Source organism: Serratia sp. 14-2641 (assembly GCF_001692375.1).
GTDB classification, from domain to species: domain Bacteria; phylum Pseudomonadota; class Gammaproteobacteria; order Enterobacterales; family Enterobacteriaceae; genus Chania; species Chania fonticola_C.
This window is the reverse complement of sequence record NZ_LXKR01000001.1, coordinates 177,110-198,133: the sequence shown is the minus strand read 5'-3', so window position 1 is coordinate 198,133 and position 21,024 is coordinate 177,110. Positions and strand designations below refer to the sequence as shown.

Here is a 21,024-nt window from a genome sequence, read left to right as displayed (position 1 = left end):
CGTCAGCCCAGGCTGGCGGTGTTGTTTTGAGCCTGTCATCTTTGTCTGCGCCCCCGTTGCAGGCAGAAAACCGTGAAGAGGACTATTCTGTGTCACGTACAATTATGTTGATCCCCACAGGCACCAGCGTCGGTCTGACCAGCGTCAGCCTGGGTGTCATCCGCTCCATGGAGCAAAAAGGCGTTCGCCTGAGCGTGTTCAAACCTATTGCCCAACCGCGTACCGGCGGCGATTCCCTCGACCAGACCACCACCATCATCCGCAGCAACTCGACCATTCCGGCGGCCGAACCCCTGCGTATGAGCTACGTTGAGGGCCTGTTGAGCTCCAACCAGCAGGACGTGCTGATGGAAGAGATCGTGGCTCGTTACCACGAAAACACCAAAGACGCAGAAGTGGTGCTGATCGAAGGCTTGGTGCCTACCCGTAAGCATCAGTTCGCCAACTCGCTGAACTACGAGATCGCCAAAACGCTGAACGCAGAGATCGTCTTTGTGCTGGCACTGGGCAACGATTCTCCAGCCCAGTTGACCGAGCGCATCGAACTGGCTCGCTCCAGCTTCGGCGGCAGCAAGAACAAAAACATTACCGGCGTGATCATTAACAAGCTGAACGCTCCGGTGGACGATCAGGGCCGTACTCGCCCAGACCTGTCCGAAATCTTTGACGATTCCACCAAGGCCAGCGTAGCCAATGTCGATCCTGCACAGCTGTTCGCCAACAGCCCGCTGCCGGTGTTGGGTTGCGTACCGTGGAGCTTCGAACTGATCGCTACCCGTGCCATTGATATGGCCCGCCACCTGAAGGCGCGAGTGATCAACGAAGGCGACATCATGACCCGCCGGGTGAAATCTGTGACCTTCTGTGCGCGCAGCATTCCGCACATGCTGGAACACTTCCGCCCAGGTTCCCTGTTAGTCACTTCTGCCGACCGTCCGGACGTGCTGGTTTCAGCCTGCCTGGCCGCGATGAACGGCGTGGAAATTGGTGCCATCCTGTTGACCGGCGGCTACGAGATCGATGCCTCCATCAACAAGCTGTGTGAGCGCGCCTTTGAAACCGGCCTGCCGGTGTTCATGGTTGACACCAACACCTGGCAGACCTCGCTGAGCCTGCAAAGCTTCAACCTCGAAGTGCCTTCAGACGACCATCAGCGTATTGAGAAAGTACAGAACTACGTGGCCAGCCACATCAACGCCGAATGGATCGAGTCCCTGACCGCCACTTCTGAGCGTTCACGTCGTCTTTCTCCACCGGCGTTCCGTTATGAGCTGACCGAACTGGCGCGCAAAGCGGGTAAACGCATCGTGCTGCCGGAAGGCGACGAGCCACGCACCGTGAAAGCGGCGGCCATCTGTGCCGAACGTGGTATCGCAGAATGTGTGCTGCTGGGTAACCCGGAAGAGATCAAACGCGTTGCCGCCGCGCAGGGCGTAGAGCTGGGTAAAGGCATTGAGATCGTCGATCCGGTTGCCGTGCGTGAACTCTATGTGCCGCGTCTGGTTGAGCTGCGCAAGAGCAAGGGCATGACCGAAGTGGTCGCGCGTGAGCAGTTGGAAGACAACGTGGTTCTCGGCACCCTGATGCTGGAGAAAGGCGAAGTTGACGGCCTGGTTTCCGGTGCCGTTCACACCACCGCCAATACCATCCGCCCACCGTTGCAGTTGATCAAAACCGCACCGGGCAGCTCCCTGGTTTCTTCCGTGTTCTTCATGCTGCTGCCTGACCAGGTTCTGGTCTACGGTGACTGCGCGATCAACCCGGATCCAACCGCTGAACAGCTGTCTGAAATCGCCATTCAGTCCGCCGATTCCGCAGCCGCATTCGGTATCGAACCACGCGTAGCGATGATCTCTTACTCTACCGGTAATTCCGGTGCAGGTAGCGACGTTGAGAAAGTGCGTGAAGCGACCCGTCTGGCACAGGAAAAACGCCCGGATCTGATCATCGATGGCCCACTGCAATATGACGCAGCGATCATGGCCGACGTGGCCAAATCCAAAGCGCCTAATTCGCCAGTGGCCGGTCAGGCGACCGTGTTCATCTTCCCGGATCTGAACACCGGTAACACCACTTATAAAGCGGTGCAGCGTTCTGCTGACCTGGTCTCTATCGGGCCAATGCTGCAAGGCATGCGCAAGCCGGTGAACGACCTGTCCCGTGGTGCTCTGGTTGACGACATCGTCTATACCGTAGCCCTGACGGCGATCCAGTCGGCTCAGGCTGATGCACAGGCAGCTAAAGCCTGATGAGACAAAGGTGCCACTACGGCACCTTTAGACTCTGGTAATACCGATAACGGCCTGGTGATCATCACCGGGCCGTTTTATTTTTGGCGTCAACAAAGAGTAAGCAATGCACCTCCTGGTGTCCCTCACTCTAACCCTCTCCCACAGAAAGAGGGGACCGATCGAGTGGATCTGAAAATTCGGTGGTTCACGTTGGATGAGGGGGCGGTCGAATTTGTTGAGATTACCTATTTACTTCCAGCAGAGCACCCGCAATCAGCTCCCTCTCCCTGTGGGAGCGCCAGCAGCTCATCCGCCGCCGCCACAATATGCGCCGCCGTCAGGCCATATTCCTGCTGCAAGAACTCCTGCGTACCCACTTGCCCATAGCGGCCTTTCACTCCCACCCGCCGCATCGGTACCGGGCACTCTTCCACCAACACCTCCGCCACCGCCGAACCAAGCCCGTTATGAATGCTGTGGTTCTCGCAGGTGACGATCCTGCCGGTTTTCGCCGCAAAGGTTTTGATGATTTCACGATCGATAGGCTTGAGCGTAAACATGTCAATCACCGCCGCGCTGATGCCACGCTGTTGCAGTTCCTGCGCCGCCTGCAACGCTTCGGCGACCATAATGCCGTTGGCGATCAGCGTAATATCGCTGCCGTCACGCAGCAGATTAGCCTTGCCAATGGTGAAACGATAGCCTGCGGGATAAATACGTGTCGCCTGCTTACGGATGGTTCGCACCCAGTAGAAGCCTTGCAACTTCACCAGTTGCTGCAAAATATCCTGGAACATGCTGGCATCGGTCACCTCCAGTACCACTGAATGCGCCAGACCACGCACGATCCCCATGTCTTCAAACGACATATGCGTACCCCCGTTATGGCAGGCGCTGACCCCGGCATCGGAAGCGATCACCTTGACGTTGTTGCGCTGATAGTCCAACGACATAAACAGCTGATCGAAACAGCGGCGGCTGGCAAAAGCGGTGAAGGTGTGGACAAATGGCACTCGTCCGGTCAGTGACAAACCGGCAGCCACGCCAATCACATTAGCCTCCATGATACCGCAGTTGATGACCCGCTCTGGGTGATCCTTATGTACGCCATCCATCGCCATCGAACTCATCAGATCGGCTTCCAGTGCGATCACCGGCGTACCGGCTTCGGCCTGTTGACGGATCACGCTGGCGTACACCTTGCGCATCTCTACGGCGTCTTTTTCCAACGGCATTTCCAGGTTAAACATAGGCGGCCTCCAGCTCGGCAATGGCCTTTTCGATTTCGCTGCGAACATCTGGCGTTAAGCGCAGATGATGTGAGTTTTTCAGGTTCTCCAGATAAGCCACCCCCTGCCCCTTGAGGCTATCGAGGATCACTACCAATGGCCGTTGCTCTCCACTGCGCTCCGGCAATACGGCATCACGGATCGCCGCAATGTCATCCCCACGAACGGTTTGCACCTCAAAACCGAAGGCGCGGAATTTACCGGCCAGATCGAAAGGTTTGATCACCTCATCCAGCGAGCCGTCCAACTGCTGTTTGTTGTAATCAATAAACAGCGTCAGATTATGCAGGTTATGGTGGGCGATAAACTGGAACGCTTCCCAGCATTGGCCTTCGTTCAATTCACCGTCCCCCAGGATGCAGAATACCCGGTTGCTGCGCTTTGCCAGTTGGTGTGAAAGCGCCATACCGGCAGCGATAGAGACCCCTTGCCCGAGCGATCCGGTGGTGGCATCCACCCCACGAGTTAGCAAGCGATCTGGGTGGCTCGGCAACCGGGTGCCATTCTGGTTGAGCGTTTGCAGCTGTTCCAACGGGAAATAGCCCTTAAGCGCCAGCACGCTATATAGCGCCGGGCCTGCATGGCCCTTCGACAGCACGAAATAATCGCGCTCAGGCCAATCCGGGTCACCCGGATCGATACGCATCACTTCGCCGTACAGCACCGCCAGCGTTTCAACCACCGACATACAGCCACCATAATGGCCAAACCCCAGCCCAGTGAGCGCCTTCAGCGTTTCCAGACGAATTGCCCCGGCCAATTGCGTCAAATCAGTCACGGTGTTGCTCATAAACTTTCCTCCTTATTTTTGGCTGGGGCATCTTTGCGTTTTCCCAGGAAGTTATGCGCGACCAGCAAGCCAAAGATCGCGACGATCGCGACCATGATCATTTCTTTGGTCAGGAAGCGCGCCATATTGCCCAACACGATCCCCACCACGCCGAAGTCCGTATCGGAGAAGGTGGTGTTGGCAAAACCCAGCGCGCCCAGTACCGGCAACAACAGCACCGGCAGGAAGGTAATCAACAGACCGTTGGCAAATGCCCCCAGCATGGCACCGCGCCGCCCGCCGGTCGCATTGCCGAACACCCCGGCGGTGGCCCCGGTGAAGAAGTGCGGCACCACGCCCGGCAGGATCAGCACCATCTTCATTTGGCCGAGCAAGAACAGACCGGCCAAGCCCCCCAGGAAACTGAACAGGAAACCAATCAACACCGCATTCGGGGCATAGGGATAAACCACTGGGCAGTCCAGCGCCGGGCGGGCATTAGGGACCAGTTTTTCCGAGAAGCCGGTAAAGGCCGGGACGATCTCGGCCAGGATCAGGCGCACCCCTTGCAGAATGATGAATACCCCGGCGGCAAAAGTGATCGCCTGAATAATCGAGTACACCAGGTAGTTCTGCCCGCCACTCAATTGGCTTTCGACGTAATCCTGGCCCGCGCAGATAGCCAGGATCAGGTAGATCACGATCATGGTCATCGAGATGGAAATCGAGCTGTCACGCAGAAAGCTGAGGTTTTTAGGTAAGTTCATCTCCTCGGTGGAACGCGAGTTTTTCCCCACCTTGGAACCGATCCAGCCGGAAAGGACATAGCCCAAGGTGCCGAAATGGCCAAAGGCAATGTCGTCGTTGCCGGTAATGCGGCGCATATAGCGCTGGGCGATCGCCGGGAAGAACGCCATCACCAAGCCCAGAGTCAGCGCTCCGGTGAACACCAGCTGTACGCCCTCAAAACCGGCCACGGTGAGGATGATGCCGATCATACAGGCCATGTAGAAGGTGTGGTGTCCGGTCAGGAAGATGTATTTCAAGCGGGTAAAGCGGGCCACGATGATGTTGGCCACCATGCCAAACGCCATGATCAGCGCAGTGGAGGCACCGTATTTCTCTAATGAGATAGAGACAATGGCTTCGTTATTGGGAATAATTCCCTGAATATTGAACGCATGCTCAAACATGCCACCTAATGGATTCAGCGAGCCGACTAATACCGTCGCCCCACCGCCCAATACAATAAAGCCCAGAATGGTTTTAACCGTACCTTTGACCACGTCAGAAAAAGATTTCTTTTGTGCCAATAAACCAATCAAGGCAATCACCCCGACCAATACCGCCGGGACCTTTAATATATCAACCACAAACCTGAGCGTTTCCTGGATAAACATATCCACCTCGCCAATGGGTTAGATTAAATAATGGAGTGGGCTGCGAAGTAAGCACGCAGCTTGGCTTCAAGCTCATTAATATCAATGATATTGCTGATCACCACCAACTGGTCGGCAGGCACGCTGGCGCTAGCGGCAATATCTTTCGCCATCACGAAGATATCTGCCGCACCCGGCGTTGCCGAGGAAAGGTCAGAGTGTTCAACCTCCGCCTCAATATTCATTTTCTTCAGCACTTTCTTGATGTTCATTTCCACCATAAAGCTGCTACCTAATCCTGAGCCACAAATAGCCATGATTTTCATTATTCTTACCTGCCAAATTTTATGTGTAGGATAGCGTCACCCGATATCTATCGGATGCTGAGTATTATCAAAGGTTGCTGGTATAACCGGTTAGAGCTTAATAATTGGCGATAACATCCTCAATTTGCCGTTTGGTTTGCGCCAGGAACAGTTTCTCCATGGCTTCGCTATCAGAAAATAATTCGGCCAGTTGCGAGATCATTTCAATGTGGCTACTGCTATCCGGAGCGGAAAGCATCACCACGATGAAGACCGGATCGTTATCTTCTGACTGAAAATGCACGCCCTGCTTTATCTTCAATAGTGAAAGACCGAGCGCTTTGGCGCCCTCCTCCGGCCTGGCATGGGGCATCGCGATACCAGGTGCCAACACGAAATAGGGCCCCAGCGCCTGATGTTGGCGAAATATGGCCGTCAGGTAATCGGCGGTGATCACTCCGCGCTGTAGCAGCGGCTGAGCACTCAGCGTGACCGCCTCCTGCCAGTCGGTAACCTGATCGCACAGTTGAATGTGGTCGGCGTTCAGCCAGTCGTTGAGCACATCTCCTCCTTATGGGTTTTCCCTTGAGCCGCCAGAGTTTCCGGCCCCTAACGGAACGAAATCTGTTGGCTATGGATCGTTTGATGGCGCGTGGCCGTCATGCAATAGCCCGGCGACGGTAAAACTTTAATCAACGTGCTGGGGTTAAACCGTGACTGAACGCACAAAGATAGCGCTACCAAAGATCAATCATCCAGATCTGTGATAGCGCTATCAAAACTATCGAGGATAAAACACGGCGGCTCAGTTTTTTTATCGATCGCCAAAGGAACGGGGTAGAATGGGCCCAGAAGCGGGAACGACGAAGCCCAGAAATGGGTTTCACCCCATGAGCTCATTTATGCGTTATGCGCGCATTTCAGTCAGGATCAGCAATGTCGATCGGTAGAAAACGACGCAGTACCGGCCGGGTTACCCTGGCCGACGTGGCCCAATTGGCAGGCGTGGGCACCATGACCGTCTCGCGGGCGCTACGCACGCCCGAACAGGTTTCAGATAAGCTGAGAGAAAAAATCGAGTCGGCGGTCAGTGAGTTGGGTTACCTCCCCAACCTGGCGGCCAGTTCGTTAGCCTCGGCGTCTTCTTATACCATCGCCATGGTGGTGCCGAGTTTTTCCGAGTCCGGCTGTGCGGATATGTTTGCCGGGTTACAGCGGGTACTGCAACCGGCGGGTTACCAGATCATGTTGGCCGAGTCCCAACATCATATCGAGCGTGAAGAAACGTTGCTGGAAACTCTGCTCTCTTACAACCTGGCTGCGGCCGTGCTGTTAAGCATTGAGCATTCTGAAAGTACCCGTCAGGCATTGACCGCAGCCAATATTCCGGTGGTGGAAATTGGGGCAATCCGCACCGACCCAATCGACATCAATATCGGCATCGATTACGTCGCCGCGATGTATCAGCTCACTCAAACCGTGATCGCCAGCGGGTATCAGAATGTTGGCCTGTTGTGCGCCAATCAGGAACAGTGGATTTTCCAACAGCATCTGCAAGGCTGGCACAAAGCGCTACTGCAAAACCACATGTCCCCCCATCGGGTAATTAATGCCGCACAACCCGCCAGCTTCAGCCTCGGCGCCCAGCAATTGCCGGAGTTTTTACTGGCCTGGCCGGAGTTGGATGCCTTGGTCTGTGCGTCTGATGAACTGGCCTGTGGCGCGCTGTATGAATGCCAGCGGCGGCGGATCAAGGTGCCGGAGCAGTTGGCTATCGTGGGGTTTGGCAACAGCGAGGTCAGCCAGGTCTGTCAGCCACCGCTGACGACCATGACCGTGCCGCATAAGGAGATTGGTATCCAGGCAGGTAAGGCATTGTTGGCACGCTTGAACGATCAGCCCTGGCAGCCCGAAGGTTCGATCCCTTCGACCCTGTGCCGTCGTAGCAGCTGTTAACGATGACGATACCGGGAACCCGTCGATAAGTCGGTATTCCCGGTATCTTAACAACGCTTACCAGCTGTAGTTTATCCCGACACGGTAGCGCGTCTGGCGGTTATCGTGTTGGCTATCTTGCTTCACGTTCCCCACCTCAACATAAGGCTTCCAGTTTTTATCCCATTTGTAAGCCAGCTTGACGTTATGTTCGTAATCGGTTTTGCCGTCGTCAAAAATAACCTTGTTGCTGCTCTTATACACGTAGTTATATTCGGCCGACCAGTCCTTGTAGAAGTTATAACCTAACCAAAAATCGCCACGGTTGGTTTTCTCATCCCCCTCTGAACCTTTTGAGGTGGTACGCTTATATTCGTAGCGATATCTGCCTGCCACATAAATGTCTTTGGTAAAGTTATACTGCGCACGCAGATAAGGGCGATAGCCGTTATTATTACTGTTGGACTCTAGCGAGAACCCAGGCTGCAGGGTGATCGCATCAAACTTATGCTGATAGCTGACGACGGCCTCGGTCCCATTACTGACCTGCTCGTGGAAAGGTTTATCAGGCGTCGAGTCTGAAGAGTCCTGACGCCATTTTGCTTCCAGAGAGAATCCCAGGCCGTTATCGAAACGATGTGATACCAGCATTCTATTTTTATGGTCGCCTTTGGCTGTATCCTGCCATTCATGGCGCAAATCAAGCGACATGGCCATTGCACTAAAGTTTGCTACTGAGGCTAACACCAGAGTCAATAATTTAAATTTCATTATTACTACCCTTATCATTAATTATAGAAAAGACATCCCCACTCTAATTAAGGGGGTTATAGTGTTATTTGAAATACTTATTACTCAAAAACGGAAATAGCGAACATATGACTTAAAACAAAATTTATCTTTTTTGATGAATAAAGATTACCCAATATAAATAGCCGTACGTAATACCGCGCCACCATAAGTCTCTGACAGATGGGTGCTATGCAGGTTAGCCGACCGTTGAGCGCATGGATGCACGATACGAGCCCCCAGGGACGGGTTCACGGCATGTCGGCGTTCTGCATAACTCCCAGCTGTATCACTATAACTAACAGCTATTTAAATAAGCCTTATCTCATTGCGCGTTTCAGAATACGGTCGCCCTGGCGCTGGAAATCTGTCGCCACTTCCTGCACCGTTTTCTTACCATAATCGATATTCTGAATGGCATCCTGGAACAGCACCACGATCTGCGGGTCGTCAAAATACGGTGAAGCGCTGATGGCATGCGGCAGTGACAACGCCAGTTTCAACCCGGAAACGGCCGGATCGCTATCCTGGATAGCTCCACTTTCGCGCAACTGGCTGACGGCCACTTTGCTTAACGGTACGCCACGTTCCAGCTTCAGCGCCTCAACGCCTTCCTTGCTGTTTAACAGGAAGTTAATCAACATTGCCGCTTCTTTTGGATGTTTGCTGCTTTTACCAATCGAGAACATTTGCGACGGTTTGAAGAACAATCCGGCATCCTTGGCTCCTGGCAGCATCGGGTATGGCCCCAGTTCAAGCTTGGCCGGTGCCTTCAGGTTGTCGGAATATTTGTTGATGGTGGAGTTCCACATATAGGTTCCGCCCCACTCCCCCGCAATCCAGGGTTTCATCTCATACATATTGCTTTTGCCGAACGAGGCATAGTATTTCGATGACGGCATGACGTGGCTATCCACCATGTCTTTATACATCTGGAAGAAATCGACCCATTGCGCTTCGCTGTAAGCAAACTTTTTCTTAGACTCGTCGATAATATCGACGTTATATTTTTGGATCATATACGAGCGCAACAAGGCAAAGGTATCCTGGTGCTCTAACACCACCGGATAGTATTTCTCGCCCAGTTTTTCGTTGAAGGTTTTACCGGCAGCGAGTAATTCATCCCAGTTATTGGGATATTGCACACCCGCGTCTTTCCAGGTGACATCGTTATAATAGAAAACGCGCGCGGTCACTGAAATCGGGATGCCGTTCAGCTTGCCGTCAATCGTGGTGGTTTGCAGCTCTTTGGGATCAAATTGGGTCAGATCCAGATACTCACTCACCTTGTTCAGGTCATAGAACCCGGTGCCGGTTTTTGAAAAGATCGGCAGCCAGTTCCAGTTGGTTTGCATCACATCCGGCTCGGTGCCCCCGGCGATTTGGGTGGTCAGGCGAGAAAGGTGACCGTCCCAGCCGGTGTATTCCGATTTCACCTTGATATTCGGGTTCTGCTTCTCGAACGCTTCAATCGCTTTCAACGTAACCTGATGGCGGCCATTGCCTCCCCACCAGGACATACGTAAGTCAACCTGTTCAGCAGCGAAGGCCTGATGGGCAAATATCGCCATGGATGAAGCTACCAGAGTACGTAAGACTATTTTTTTCATTATTGACCACTCCTGTTAAAGAGAAATATTCTTTTCTGTTTTCGCATCAAAAATGTGGCATTTATCCATATCGAATTTGAAGTAAACCGGACGATGCAGCCCATTTTTCAGGATCGGTTTGACGTCATCGGAAGGAATACGGCAGGTCAGTTCAAAATCATTCACCTTCAGGTAAACAAAGAACTCATGGCCCATATTCTCGACGCGGACCAATTCCCCTTCGGAGTGGTTGCCCTCAAACGGCGACTCTGAAATCGACACAAACTCGGGCCGCACGCCAAAGAACACGTCCTGCCCGACAAAGCTGGCGACCTTATCCTGCTGATACTGGCTGAGGGTCAAGGTGTAATTACCGACGGTAAGGCCGATTTTGCCGTCCTTCTCTACCAGCTTGCTCGGCTTGATGTTCATTTCTGGCGCCCCGATAAAGCCGGCGACAAACATGTTTTTCGGGAAGTGATACAGGTTGTCTGGCGTATCCACCTGCATGATATGGCCCAGCTTCATCACGCAGATACGGTCGCCCATGGTCATGGCTTCGGTCTGATCGTGGGTAACATAGACGGTGGTCGCCGGTTTGCCGCTCTTTTTCAGCTGCTTGTGCAAATCGGAAATACGGATACGCATCGAAGCACGCAGCTTGGCATCCAGGTTAGACAACGGTTCATCAAACAGGAACACGTCTGGTTTTTTCACAATTGCGCGGCCCACGGCCACACGCTGCGCCTGCCCACCAGAGAGTTGGCGTGGCAAACGATCCAACAGCTCTTCCAGTTCCAGGATCTTGGCGGCTTCGTTAACCTGCTCTTCAATCTGCTCTTTAGGCAGCTTGCTCAGCTTCAAACCAAACGCCAGGTTGTCTTTTACCGTCATATGCGGATACAGCGCATAGTTCTGAAACACCATGGCAATACCACGGGATTTAGGGGCCAGATTATTCACCACGCGGTCGCCAATGCGCACTTCGCCGCCGCTGATGGTTTCCAGCCCTGCCAGCATCCGCAACGTGGTCGATTTGGCACAGCCGGAAGGGCCGACAATCACCATAAACTCGCCATCGGCAATGGTCAGATTGATGCCATGTACCGCCTTATAGCCGTTGCTGTACACTTTCTGCAGATTGTTAAAAATGACTTCAGCCATGATAGATCCTCAATTAACCTTTAATTCCGCTGCTGGTAACGCCCTGCACAAAGTAGCGTTGGGCCAGGAAGAACACGATGATGGACGGCAGAATAGAGATGCTTGCCATAGCCAGGATTTCGTTCCACGGCGCACCTTCTGTCACGTCGATAGACATTTTCAACGCCAGCGCAATTGGGTACTTATCGACGCTGTAGACGTAGATCAACGGGCCAATAAAGTCATTCATCGACCACATAAACTGGAACAGGGCGACGGAGATAATCGCCGGTTTCAGGATCGGCACCACCACATACCACAGCACCTGGAACGAGTTGCAACCATCAATCTGGGCCGCCTCTTCCATATCCCGTGGCACACCGCGCAGGAACTGGATCAACATAAAGACGAAGAACCCTTGGGTCGCAAATGCCAGCGGCAAATAGAGCGGCAGGTAGCTGTCCAGCATGCCCATTTCACGGAACATGATGTATTGCGGGATCAGTAACACCGTGCTCGGCAGCAACATGGTGGTGATCAGCGTGGCAAACCAGAATTTCTTCCAGGGGATCTCAAAGCGGGCAAAACCGTAGGCCACAATGGTCGAAGAGATAATGGTTAATAACACCTTGGGGATCACAAATTTAAAGGTGTTAAGCATGTAATGACCAAAGTTATATTCCGTGCCGGTTTTCCAACCGTTAACGAAACCATCCGAGGTCGCATTGTCTGGCCACAGGCCCAGGGTAGTGAAGATCTCCTGATTGGGTTTAAACGATGCCGAGAACATCCACACCAGCGGATACAGCATCAACAATCCCACCAGCAGCAGCACGACGTAACGAATAGCGGCGCTGATTTTTTCCCGGCGCAATGTGCGCTGAACTTCACGCTCAGCGATTTCCTGCGCACTGGACATGGGTAATTGGTTCTGTTGCATATCAGCCATTTTTGCCACCCTTGTCTGCCGAGTAGAAGACCCAATACTTCGATGATTTAAAGGCGATTGAGGCGAACAGGGCCACAACCAGGAACAGGATCCACGCCAATGCGGCACCGTAGCCCATATCAAAATATTTAAAGGCGGTATCGTAGATATACAGTGAGAACAGATAGGTGTAATGGGTTGGCCCGCCCCCGGTAATCACATACGGAGCCGTAAACTCCTGGAACGCCTGCGTGGTCTGCATAATAAAGTTGAAGAAAATCACCGGCGTGATCAGCGGTACCGTGACTTTCATAAACATCTGCCACTTGGAAGCACCATCAATCATGGCCGCTTCATATTGTGACTGTGGCACGTTTTGCAGCGCCGCCAGGAAGATCACCATCGCAGAGCCAAACTGCCATACACGCAGCAACGTGACCGACATTAATGCCAGTGAAGGCTCTCCCAACCAGTTGACCGGATCCATCCCAAAGACACCGATAAAGCTGTTTAGCAGCCCGTCGATGGCAAACAACGCACGCCACAGCACGGCGATAGCCACGCTGCTGCCCAGAATAGAAGGAACGTAATAGGCCGTACGGAAAAAGCCGATGCCACGCAGTTTAAAATTAAGGACAAAAGCGATACCTAACGCAAAGGCCAATTTTAACGGGATGGTCAGAAACACATATGCAAAGGTGACGCCCATCGATTTCCAAAAAAGATGGTCTTCCATCAGCATATAACGATAGTTTTCCACCCCGTTAAACACCGGGGGATTCATCAGGTCATATTCCGTAAAACTCAGCAAGAATGATGACACAAAGGGGAACGCCGTAAATATGATCAACCCTATTATATAAGGTGATATATAGGCTAACCCCAGCATTCTGTTTTCATTCATGGTTGTTACCCATAGCCATTTAAATAGAAAAAGAAATGAAATTAGTTAAGTAAAATTTAAGTAAGGTTAAACAATAGAAATGACAAGCCCGGCAGTCTGCCCAGGTTCAGCATCCTCCCTGTCGTGATAAATCGATAAATTTTTTCAGGCGTTCGCTGGCCAATTTCAGCCAATCATCAGCGGCCAATGCTCGCATTGTCACTATGCCGTCGGGTTGCTTGCTACAGTAGGATAATTCCATTTTTCGGTCTCCCAGATGATCCTGTCATCTACCAACCAACAAACTGAAACACTATTTCAAATTATTATATCTGAAATTTTTCCAACGTCATTCAGTGGATGGCAAAAGTGTGACCAAAGTAGAAACGTTGTTTTGATTTTTTTATTTAAAAACAAAAATTATCAAAACCACGCACCGAAATAAACATAATATTATGATAAATAAGGATATTTATTCTTGATGGATTTGTAACGCCAAGGATAGCAATGTTGATGAGATCGGTTAGTCAATTGTAGGTAGATAGAATCAGCGGATTTGGGCCGAGAGGGGAAGTATGAATGCCGTCATTGATAGTTACATTTGTGATTTCAGCTGGTTGGCAAGGGGGAGGATCTAACTGGAAGGGAGAAGAATAGACGGCCTTGCTACTCTATGGGCAGCAAGGCCGTGCGTTAAATCAGGCCTCTTCTTCGCCAGAGCTGGCTCTGCTATCGCGCGGCAGCGGTTTACCGTAGTCCTGACCGTTATTACGCGTTAGCCAAAGCGATAATGCCTTCAGCGAATCGGGTGTGAACTCGTCGCAGCGGGTGGTGATCTCCTCTGGCGTCAACCAGCTCACTTCAGCTACTTCTTCTTCCTGCAGAGCAAACGGACCATTGGCCACGCAGCTAAACAACGCCCCCCAAATACGGCACTGTTCCTCTTCAAAGTAGAACAGGCCATGTTCGGCAAACGGGATCCCGGCGATACCCAGTTCTTCTTCCGCCTCACGGCGGGCAGAGTCCAACACGTTTTCCCCGCTTTGTACCACTCCCCCTGCGGTGGCATCCATCCAACCCGGGTAAAAATCTTTGGTGTCAGTGCGCCGCTGCACCAGAATTTTCCCCATGCCATCATGCACCACAATATAGGTCGCACGATGACGCAGCCGTTGGGCACGCATCTGTTGACGACTGGACTGAGCAATCACTTCGTTTTGCTCGTTGACGATATCAACCCACTCGGTATCTGCAGCCTGATCCTGTTCCGCCATCCTGTAAAACCTTCTTTTTTGGGCGCGATGCATGCCGCGCACGGGTTATGCTTCAATTATTTTTGGTATGTGCCCCTGCTCTGTCAAGCCACAACCATGGCTGCCACTTTCGAGCTATCGGGTCTATAAAATTAGTGCGTTAACGCCACCTCTGCAACAACCTTGCCGTTGTGCAACTCGAGCACGCTCAAGACGTCGTCTGCCAGTATGCCATAGCTGGCTGGAAAACCCCCTTTCGGGATGCTGACCGAGCCTGGATTAAAACAGTAGATATCCCCTTGCCTTTGTGCCTGGGGCAAATGCGTATGCCCATACACCAGCACGTCTCCGTCCGTTAAAGGCGGTAATGTGTTGGGATGATAAAGGTGCCCGTGGGTTAAAAACAATCGTCTTTTGGCTAATAGCACCTGTTGGTAAGGGGCCATCATCGGGAAGGAGAGCAGCATCTGATCGACTTCACTGTCGCAATTACCGCGAACGGCAACGATCTTGTCACTAACGTGATTCAATCGTTCGGCCACCTGCGCGGGCTGATAGTTATCTGGCAAGGCGTTGCGCGGACCGTGATTCAGTAAGTCACCCAACAGTATCAACCAATCGGCCTGGCTTTGAGCAAACAATTCGAGGATTTTGTCGGTGGCGGAGAGCGAACCATGCAGGTCCGAGGCGAACATCAGCTTCATAATCTTTCCTTTAACACGGAATATGAAACCATTTTAACGTAGCTGGGGTAGACAACAAGCGGTGGGTAAAACAGGTGGCCGATATTCGGCCACCTGAAGAACATCAGGCGCGGGCCAGCAGTTCTTTGACAAACGCCACAATCTCCGGCTTTTTACCGTTGGAGAACAGGCATTCCTGGAAGCGAGGGCCGCTAACGGCGGTCTTCACCAGCTCAGGATCGATGGCACGCAGCGTATCAAGGTAGTTGTCTTTGATCACTGCCTGCTTAACCTGATTGAGGATACCGGCGTTACGAACCTGAGGTTCCTTACGTTCCACCGGATAACCTTCACCTTTACGCCCGGTAAAGGCCTTCTCAAAGATATAGCGCACGTTCAACTCTGCACCCCAGCCAAAGCCTTTGGCAAACGGCAGGGACAGCGCATTACCGTTGTTGATCTGAGCGAACAGGAAAGCATCCGCAGGATCGATACAATAGCCGCACACTACGCCAGGATGGATGTTCAATGACATCAAGGCGCCCTGCCCGGTACCGCAGCCGGTGACCACAAAGTCGACCGCTTCGGCGTTCAACAGAATGCTGGCCATAATCCCTAAATGGATATAGGTCAGATGGTGATCCTGCTCATCGCTCATACCCACGTTGAACACCGCATCATGATTGCCAGCCGCAACCGCCTGCAATTGTTCGAGAACCAGCGCATTTTTACCCGCCTGGCTGTTTTCCATCATCAGTGCAATATTCATCTTTTGCTCTCCGCAAATAAAATCAATCGGTTATTCTTTGTCTGGTTAGCGAGCCAACCAGCCGCCATCTACCGCTACGGTGTAGCCATTGATGTAATCCGAAGCCGGTGAAGCCAGGAATACCACCGGCCCCATCAGATCTTCTGGCAGGCCCCAACGGCCAGCCGGGATGCGCTCGAGGATTTCCTCACTACGAGCCTGATCGTCGCGCAGTTGGCGAGTATTGTTCGTCGCCATATAGCCAGGAGCCAACGCGTTCACGTTGATACCGTGGCTGGCCCATTCGTTGGCCAACAGACGGGTAACACCCATGACTGCGCTCTTGGACGCGGTGTAAGACGGCACACGGATGCCCCCTTGATAAGACAGCATGGAGGCGATATTGATGATCTTGCCGCCGGTGCCTTGGGCAATAAACTGGCGGGCCACCGCCTGAGACATGAAGAACACCGTCTTGATGTTCAGGTTCATCACGTCATCCCAATCTTTTTCGCTAAACTGCAGCGCATCCTGGCGGCGAATGATGCCCGCGTTATTGACCAGAATATCAATATGGCCGAATTCGGCCACCGCACGCTCTAACAGCTCAGGCAGCACTTCCAGTTTGCTCAGGTCGGCTTTCAGGCTCAGGAAACGACGCCCCAGCGCGGTAACTTTGGCGATGGTTTCTTCCGGCTCAACCACGTTAACGCCAACGATATCACAACCCGCTTGAGCCAGCCCTATGGCCATCCCCTGCCCCAGCCCGGTGTCACAACCGGTCACAATCGCCACTTTACCCTGTAATGAAAAATTATCGAGAATCATGCTCTTGTCCTTAGTACTCAGGGCATCAGCGGCCCTTGTCAAAAGTGGGGATAGCGTTGCAATCCCGCCAGTGTCCGCAGCTTGCTGCCATACAGGGGGAGCGATATTGCCCGCCCCTGTCATCATGATGGCGCAAGTCTAACGCTTATCTATGACGCGATCAATAAAATTGAAACAATGTTTTATTTTAAATGAAAGTAATTTTTGATTGTGTGATGTGTGCCGTTTTCATCAGGGCAAAAACGACGCCGCAGGTTCATCACATGCGGCGCCCCTAAGGAGGGTTATTTCACTGCTGACAACATAAAGGCATTGTTGTCGGCGATGTTTCCCACCACCGCATCGGCATATTCTCCCGGCTTGCTGCGCAGCGAGACGTTGCCGCTGAATACACCCTGCTTATCCTGCGTGGTATATGGGCCCGGGCGGAAAATGTAGTTAAACCTCTGGTTATCAATCGCCATATTGTTGGTGACTTGCAGTGCGCCAGGGTTGAAGTTGTCGGTAAACCCATCCATGCCGTTTTCAATGGCGAGGCTGTTAGTCACCTGATGGGCCACTGGCAACCCTTCTCCCCCCAGTTTGAAACCATTATTGACATTGCGCAGCGCGACGCTGTTCTCGATGATCACCTTGCCGTTCGGGCCATCCTCGATCTTGTTAAACAGATCAAAACCGTCATCCACGTTGTCATGCGAGAAGCAGGCGACTAGCCGATTCCCCTCACCCACACGCATTTTGACGGCAAAGCCATCCGCATTGATCAGGCCCGGGTCCTTGTTGGCGTATGATTCGGAATGGGTGATCAGATTGTGGCTGGCCCACAGTGGTCGATCGGCGTTAGCCGGGGAGGAAATGACAATTCCGGTATCATCCGCATGGTGTGCCACCACCCGGTCAAGGTGGTTATGGCTGCCCGTAATACGCAGGCTTTTTTCCGTTACCGTGATGCCCTGAATATCCCAATAGCTGGCTTCCAGTTCCATCCCGTGCAGCACCACTTCATCCCCAAGCGGCCGGAGCTTTTTGGCATGCTTGGCGGTGCCACTGGCTACGGCAGGTATGACAGCCAAGGGATAATCCCCCGCCGCCAGCCAAAGCGTGCCGCCCGGCGTTAATGACTGCACGGCGGTGGCAAAATCCAGCGGGTGCTGCTGGCTGCCATCATTTTCGGCTTTGCCCTGTGGCGCAGCATACAGATTAGCGGCGTCGGCATAGCGCGCTTTGCGCACCAGCAACTTGTCACTCTGAGCGTTGCCTTTTGCCGTGGTGAAACGGTAATCCAGCGCGGTTTCCGCCTTCTTCAGCGCAACCTTCACCGCCAGCATCTCTCCGGCCTGTACCTTACGCTCTGCGGCAATGACCACGCCGTCCTGGCTTAGCGACAGAGTGCCACTCTCATTGCTGCGTAGCTGGAAGACGTAATCATCCGTGGCGGATATTGGCGCAGAACCGATCTCGATCTGCAGCGGCATCGCTTTAACCGCAAACTCTTGTGCCGCCGGAAGCTGGCTTTCGCTGAGCGTCAAGCTGGCCTGGTTGACGGTAATGCGTGCGTTACGTGATGCAAAGAAGCCCACGTAGTAACCTTGCGGATCCAGTTTGGTGACGCGGTGCGGATCGTTGGTGGTTTTACTGACCCAGTTGTCGCTGCCCAGCGGGGCGTAGGCCGCGGTAAACCCCTGATCCGTGCGAGCCAGACGCAGCCGGAAGGTTGGCGTTTTCTGCAGATCTACCTCAGGTTGATAACCCTCACGTTTGATCTCGACGCCCGCATTCCCCCAGGAATTGAGCACGCCATTGCGGGAAATCAGCGTCATTTTGACCCGCTGATGATCTTTTTTATCCTGCGTCATGATGGCATTCATCACCATGTTGGATGCCGCCGGAAACTCCTCATAACCCTGCTGGACCTTCTCCAACCTTGGTTTGCCGAGGATATCGCGGATCAGCAATCCCGCCCCCTCTTGCCCGGCGGGCAGAGCCATATTTTCCGGGCCAAACTGATCGACCGTCACCTCCGCCTCCAGAACCACATTGGCATTGGCGGGAACACGCGTGTAGTAGAAGGTCAGGCCATCATGGCTATTGCCGATTTTGCCCCCCCGGCTTTCGACGTGGAATGGCATTTTCAGCGGCCCGGCCTGCACCGGCTTGCCATTGGCTATCGTCACCTGATTGGTACCCACTTTTTCCGGCAACACGTTGGTGGCAAAGTTGACATCCGTTGACTGGCCAAAAGCGATGGCCTGCCAAACCAGTTCATTAGCGGCAGGCAGCGGTGCGGCGACACCGTTATGACACACGCTGGCCAGAGCAATTAATAACGACAGAGGTACGATCTTCATTTCCCTTTCCTTGTTTTTAATAGGTAGGGATCCTCCCGCCATGTTGGCGAGAAGATCCTGTCACTGGGTTTTGGGGAGATCAGGCCCGTTAGGCCGGTTTATACACAGGGGTAGAGACTTCAGGAGTGATATTCATCTTCTGGCAGATCTTGCTGTTGCCCCAGCACTGTTCGTAGGGCAGCCCCACCAGTTTCTCGATGACCAGGCGAACGTCGGGTTTGATATCGCCGATCTTGCCGCCAGCCTTGATGCGGGCCACTTCGTACAGCACCACCTGATGGGTCTGGCGGTTTAGCGTCATCTGGCTGCTGAAGACAATCGCCATCAGCGCCAACAAGATCACGCCAGCAAAGAACACCCAGGAGATCGCAGTAATAGCGGTTTCCGGCTGAGTGTGAGACTTGGACTGGAAGCCGTAGTAACTGAGGATCGCCCCCATGGTGAAGACGATAATCGAACGCATAATCTTGCCGGAGAAGGTCATCGCCCCAGCATAGATCCCTTCGCGACGGCGGCCGGTAAAGACTTCGTCCACGTCCGCCAGGAAGGTATACACCGTCCAGGGAATGTAATACACGCCGCCGGTGCCCAGGCCAAAGATCACGGTGATGCCGATGATGGCAGCAGTGGCAATATGCGCTGGCAGGTTAAAGAAGTGCAGCAGGGAGTAGCAACAGACCGCAAACATCACGATACCGAGCGCCCAGGAATAAGGTTTACTGAAACCTTTTTTCACGCACAGACCAATAAAGATGGCGGTCGATATCAACTGTAAGATGGCATTCAGGCTGTTCAATCCGGCCAGAATGGCGGGATCGTATTGCAGCACGAAGATCACGAAATAGGTGAATACCGAGGCAAACAGCCATTCCGCGCCGAAGCCGAACAGATACATGCCCAGATGCTTGCGAAATACCCGCAGGTAGAAGGTCGATTGCATATCCCGCGCCAATGAAGCCAACGTTTTGAGCAGCGATTTCTTATGCTTAACCTCCGCTATCGCTTCATCCTTGCGCTCCCAGGAGAACAGATACAGCACGGTGATGGCAATAAACAGGATCACGCCGTAGGTGATGCCGGTATACAGAAAAGGCTGGGCCGATTCTTTACCGTAGAGCAAAATAAACTGCCCTGGGATAAACGCCGCCAGAAAGTTGGCCATCTTGCCAAAAATCGCTTTATAACCGGTCAGCTTGGAGCGCATGGCGAAATCATCGGTCATTTCGGTCGCCAGCGTCTCGTAAGGCACCATCACCGAGGTATAAATCAGTTCGAAAATAACGTAGGTGGCGAGGTAGTACCAAAAACCAAAGCCCTCAACCCACAGCAGCGGGTAAAAGACCATCAATGGCGCACCAATCAGCAAGAAGAAACGGCGCCGACCAAAGCGCTTACCGAGCCAGGTATTGCCAAAATTATCGGTCAGATAGCCCATCACCGGGTTGCTGATAGCATCGATGACGCTCGCAACCGAGAAGATGAATGACGCCTCCAGCAGCGTCAGCCCACAGAACGTGGTGTAAAAATAGAGCAGCCAGGCACCGCTGATCGCCAGCGCGCCGCTACCCAGCAGGTTCCCCCCGCCATAAGCCAGCTGATGCCCTAGCCTGACCGTTCTTCCCTTACCCAGAGCGTTAATACCATTAGTTGTCATCGTTTCTTCTCGCAAACAAAAATAATGAACTGCAATTTCATTTTTACAGGAATAACGTTTTATACTTTTAGGCGAGTTATAATGTTGTGATGAAAGTCACATAAAAAATAAGGGGATCTCATTTAACCCGCTTTAAAACGCGGGCAGCATCTGGCCGCAGTCCCAGCATCAGGGATTGCCCATACGTTATTTTTCTATAATGGCGAGCATGCAACGGCGTCATGCTGGTTGGCTATGAGCAAAACCGCGATCTGTCATCAATCGGGCAAA

18 protein-coding genes are annotated in these 21,024 nt (G+C 52.9%); 2 read left to right on the top strand and 16 right to left on the bottom strand.

Annotation, left to right across the window (positions count from 1 at the left end):
• The first annotated feature begins 89 nt into the window (after window positions 1-89).
• Window positions 90-2,249 carry a phosphate acetyltransferase gene (pta, locus tag A6U95_RS00920; RefSeq protein WP_024529584.1) on the top strand — a complete coding sequence of 720 codons (2,160 nt, stop codon included), beginning with the start codon at window positions 90-92 and terminating at the stop codon, window positions 2,247-2,249.
• A gap of 227 nt (window positions 2,250-2,476) precedes the next feature.
• Here the strand turns inward: pta and A6U95_RS00915 are convergent, their stop codons facing one another.
• From A6U95_RS00915 to A6U95_RS00895, 5 genes are all read right to left on the bottom strand, one after another.
• On the bottom strand, window positions 2,477-3,481 hold the full coding sequence (locus A6U95_RS00915) for a transketolase family protein (RefSeq protein ID WP_065683094.1): 1,005 nt from the start codon (window positions 3,479-3,481) through the stop codon (window positions 2,477-2,479).
• Window positions 3,474-4,310 (bottom strand): transketolase, encoded by an 837-nt coding sequence (locus A6U95_RS00910; protein WP_065683093.1) that lies wholly within the window; start codon window positions 4,308-4,310, stop codon window positions 3,474-3,476. The genes A6U95_RS00915 and A6U95_RS00910 overlap by 8 nt, the downstream gene beginning before the upstream one ends.
• Window positions 4,307-5,689, bottom strand: a complete 1,383-nt coding sequence (locus A6U95_RS00905) for a PTS ascorbate transporter subunit IIC (protein WP_065683092.1) — start codon at window positions 5,687-5,689, stop codon at window positions 4,307-4,309. Before A6U95_RS00905 ends, A6U95_RS00910 begins: the two co-directional genes overlap by 4 nt.
• Window positions 5,690-5,712: 23 nt before the next feature.
• On the bottom strand, window positions 5,713-5,994 hold the full coding sequence (locus A6U95_RS00900; protein WP_024530682.1) for a PTS sugar transporter subunit IIB: 282 nt from the start codon (window positions 5,992-5,994) through the stop codon (window positions 5,713-5,715).
• A 97-nt stretch (window positions 5,995-6,091) separates the two neighbouring features.
• The gene (locus A6U95_RS00895; protein WP_065683091.1) at window positions 6,092-6,535 is read right to left on the bottom strand and encodes a PTS sugar transporter subunit IIA; all 444 of its coding nucleotides are present in this window, start codon (window positions 6,533-6,535) and stop codon (window positions 6,092-6,094) included.
• A gap of 374 nt (window positions 6,536-6,909) precedes the next feature.
• Between A6U95_RS00895 and A6U95_RS00890 the strand changes: the two genes are divergently transcribed.
• Complete coding sequence (locus A6U95_RS00890; protein WP_065683090.1) at window positions 6,910-7,929, top strand: LacI family DNA-binding transcriptional regulator; 1,020 nt, start codon at window positions 6,910-6,912, stop codon at window positions 7,927-7,929.
• A gap of 57 nt (window positions 7,930-7,986) precedes the next feature.
• On the opposite strand, the gene A6U95_RS00885 is transcribed toward A6U95_RS00890, so the two are convergent.
• From A6U95_RS00885 to A6U95_RS00835, 11 genes are all read right to left on the bottom strand, one after another.
• Window positions 7,987-8,679, bottom strand: coding sequence for an oligogalacturonate-specific porin KdgM family protein (locus A6U95_RS00885; RefSeq protein WP_065683089.1), 693 nt, complete (start codon window positions 8,677-8,679; stop codon window positions 7,987-7,989).
• 338 nt (window positions 8,680-9,017) lie between these two features.
• Window positions 9,018-10,307 carry an ABC transporter substrate-binding protein gene (locus A6U95_RS00880; protein WP_065683088.1) on the bottom strand — a complete coding sequence of 430 codons (1,290 nt, stop codon included), beginning with the start codon at window positions 10,305-10,307 and terminating at the stop codon, window positions 9,018-9,020.
• A gap of 15 nt (window positions 10,308-10,322) precedes the next feature.
• Complete coding sequence (locus A6U95_RS00875; protein ID WP_024530677.1) at window positions 10,323-11,450, bottom strand: ABC transporter ATP-binding protein; 1,128 nt, start codon at window positions 11,448-11,450, stop codon at window positions 10,323-10,325.
• A gap of 13 nt (window positions 11,451-11,463) precedes the next feature.
• Window positions 11,464-12,378, bottom strand: coding sequence for a carbohydrate ABC transporter permease (locus A6U95_RS00870; protein WP_024485192.1), 915 nt, complete (start codon window positions 12,376-12,378; stop codon window positions 11,464-11,466).
• On the bottom strand, window positions 12,371-13,261 hold the full coding sequence (locus A6U95_RS00865) for a sugar ABC transporter permease (RefSeq protein ID WP_024530676.1): 891 nt from the start codon (window positions 13,259-13,261) through the stop codon (window positions 12,371-12,373). The genes A6U95_RS00870 and A6U95_RS00865 overlap by 8 nt, the downstream gene beginning before the upstream one ends.
• Window positions 13,262-13,938: 677 nt before the next feature.
• Entirely contained in the window at window positions 13,939-14,514 is a 576-nt protein-coding gene (gene yfcD, locus A6U95_RS00860) for an NUDIX hydrolase YfcD (RefSeq protein WP_065683087.1), read from the bottom strand.
• Between the two features lie 131 nt (window positions 14,515-14,645).
• Complete coding sequence (gene yfcE / locus A6U95_RS00855) at window positions 14,646-15,197, bottom strand: phosphodiesterase (RefSeq protein WP_065683086.1); 552 nt, start codon at window positions 15,195-15,197, stop codon at window positions 14,646-14,648.
• A 103-nt stretch (window positions 15,198-15,300) separates the two neighbouring features.
• Window positions 15,301-15,945, bottom strand: coding sequence for an RpiB/LacA/LacB family sugar-phosphate isomerase (locus A6U95_RS00850; RefSeq protein WP_021178550.1), 645 nt, complete (start codon window positions 15,943-15,945; stop codon window positions 15,301-15,303).
• A gap of 45 nt (window positions 15,946-15,990) precedes the next feature.
• Window positions 15,991-16,752: a 2-dehydro-3-deoxy-D-gluconate 5-dehydrogenase KduD gene (kduD, locus tag A6U95_RS00845; RefSeq protein WP_065683085.1), complete on the bottom strand. Its 762-nt coding sequence runs from the start codon at window positions 16,750-16,752 to the stop codon at window positions 15,991-15,993.
• A 284-nt stretch (window positions 16,753-17,036) separates the two neighbouring features.
• Complete coding sequence (locus A6U95_RS00840; protein WP_083196282.1) at window positions 17,037-19,100, bottom strand: right-handed parallel beta-helix repeat-containing protein; 2,064 nt, start codon at window positions 19,098-19,100, stop codon at window positions 17,037-17,039.
• Window positions 19,101-19,188: 88 nt separating this feature from the next.
• Window positions 19,189-20,754 carry an MFS transporter gene (locus A6U95_RS00835; RefSeq protein WP_065683084.1) on the bottom strand — a complete coding sequence of 522 codons (1,566 nt, stop codon included), beginning with the start codon at window positions 20,752-20,754 and terminating at the stop codon, window positions 19,189-19,191.
• Between the last annotated feature and the right edge of the window lie 270 nt (window positions 20,755-21,024).